Raw genomic sequence first — 2,177 nt, 5'->3', positions numbered from 1 at the left:
CCTCAGCACGCTTTGCTTGAATGGCGTCGTGAACCTGTTTCTGAGTGGCCCCCTCGGCTTTGGCCTCGGCCAGTAGCTCATCAACAGTCGGCGCACCCTTCTTACCCTCTTGCGCTTCCAGCATCCGCTGGGCGAGTTTGCCCAGGTACTCATCATCATTGCGTGGGACCAATCGTTCGCCTTCACGATCCCGCAAAGCATTTTGTTGGAACTTACCGCGCTTTTTGGCCTCAGCGTCCGCTTTGGCCTTATCGCGTTCAGCTTGTTCTTTGGACAGCTTGGCTTGCCGTGTTGGGTTGTTTTTCAGCTGTAGGTCTTTCAGGCGCTCTGCTTCGCGCTCATCCTTGCCGACGTTGCCAACGGGTTCAATAGGGTCATCCAGCGCGTCAGCGCGGTATGCGGATTCCTGAATCTTGGCCATGCGCTCTTGCGCCCGTTGTTCAACTCGGCCCTTCACTGGATCGGATAGCTCAGGGGTAGGGGGCTGAGCTGCGCGCTCCGCCTCTGCCTGCTCTCTGAGCTGGGTTTCTTTATCGACCTGTGGAACGATTGTTTCACGATCTGCAACTGGCTCGCCCAGACCTTGAGTTCCCGACACATCTATCGGTGTGCCTTTCAGCGGCTCATCCGGTGCAGCAATAGTCCCGATCATTGGCTCGTCATTGTCCCAGGTTGAGGACACGTCCAACGCCTCTGGATCGATCGGGGCTGGCTCATAGACGCCGGACAGATCACCCATAACCGGCTCTGTGCGCTCCTGTGGAACGATTGTTCCACCGGTAAGGTCAACTTGCCCAGGCTGTGCGCCGGTTGCCTCTGGGGCTTGTTCGGCTTGCTGAGGTGCTGAATCAATAACGTCAGTTGTGTCATTGGTTGCGGGATCGGTGATGTTCTTATTCTGTGGAACATTTGTTCCACGATTGCCGTGCAGTGCATGGCCAACACCGCCAGCCGCAGCGCCCATACCGCCACCCAACACAGCGCCGGTTAAGCCTGCAGACAGGGCGTTATCTGTTGCGCCGGTGTTCGGGTCCACATAATCACGATTGACGAGATTGGTCGCCACCTGATCGCCTGCCTCTTGCACGAATTCGGTGCCGCCTTCGATGAGGGCATTACGACCAATCGCGCCGGTGACAGTGCTTGCTTTCGAACCTTTTGCCAATGCACCCACAATGGCGCGATCCCCGAACATGCCCAGCAAGGCATTCGACGCAAAGGACGCAGGGTCATACATACGAACCTTCGCCGCCTGTTCGGCAAATTCCAGCTTTGCATTTTCCAGTAGGGCGGCAGATTCCATGTCTGGGTTTTGTTCGTGGAACGTTCGTACCACGGATTTGAAAAGCTCGTTTTGGGCCAGTTGCGTCATGTCCGCGTTAATCACGTTCTGACGGACCTGATCGGCAGCCTGGCCGTTTGCCATCGCTCCGTTTAGAAATGCATTAGTACCACCACTGGCCACTGTACTCACAAGGCCACGGCCAACCAATCCCGCCGCGCCTCCACCCACAATGGCAGGGGCCATACCGCCCGCGACTTTTGCTAAGTTCCCAGCCCAGGCGCGCGGGTCGGTTAATGCTTCGCCCGCATACAGCCCTTGCTCGTCCTCGCCAAAGAATTCTTTGCCCATTGACTCGCGCATTTCAGGCGTCAAGGTTTCATATTGTTCGTCGGCGTTCTGATACAGACGCTGCGCCGTCTTCTCATCACCCAGAAAATCAACGATACCACCCAAGGATGAGGCCGCACCGGCGTGAGCCATGTCCGCCAAGTCTCCGATAATGCCGGTGTTCTTTTCGGCTTCACGCGCTTCGTATTCCTTACGGCGCATTTCCATGAACTGTTGATAGTTAGCCATTATCGGATGCCTCGTTGTGGTTGTGCGGCCAGTTGCTGCTCTGTTTGTTGGTTGCTCTGGTTTTTTTGATGGATGATTCCCCTGACGAGATCACCGGCGTTATATGATTCAGTGGTCCCTGCACTTGGTATGCGGGTGCGTTCTGGTTGCTGTTTCTTCAAGCCCTGTGTGTACTGCTGATAGGCTTGCAAGTCAGAAATGACAGAGCGGGGAGGGACGCCCGAACCGATTGCCTCAACAAACGCCTGACGTTCTTCGGCGCTTGGCCACTCCATCTGGTCAACAATCGCTAATGCATCGGCTTGGGTTGGCATTG

2 protein-coding genes are annotated in these 2,177 nt (G+C 56.1%); both read right to left on the bottom strand.

Features of this window, described 5'->3' with window-relative positions; all coding sequences use genetic code 11:
- Nucleotides 1-1,861: hypothetical protein (locus H511_RS22980; protein WP_036759352.1), on the bottom strand; the 1,861-nt coding region annotated here is incomplete at its 3' end.
- The coding region (locus tag H511_RS24800) for a hypothetical protein (RefSeq protein WP_036759350.1) at nt 1,861-2,177 on the bottom strand (317 nt) is incomplete at its 5' end. The genes H511_RS24800 and H511_RS22980, both read right to left, overlap by 1 nt.

It is taken from the genome of Photobacterium halotolerans DSM 18316 (assembly GCF_000425165.1).
GTDB lineage: Bacteria > Pseudomonadota > Gammaproteobacteria > Enterobacterales > Vibrionaceae > Photobacterium > Photobacterium halotolerans.
Note: the sequence above shows the minus strand (reverse complement) of the source record. Positions and strands in the feature narration are given on the sequence as shown.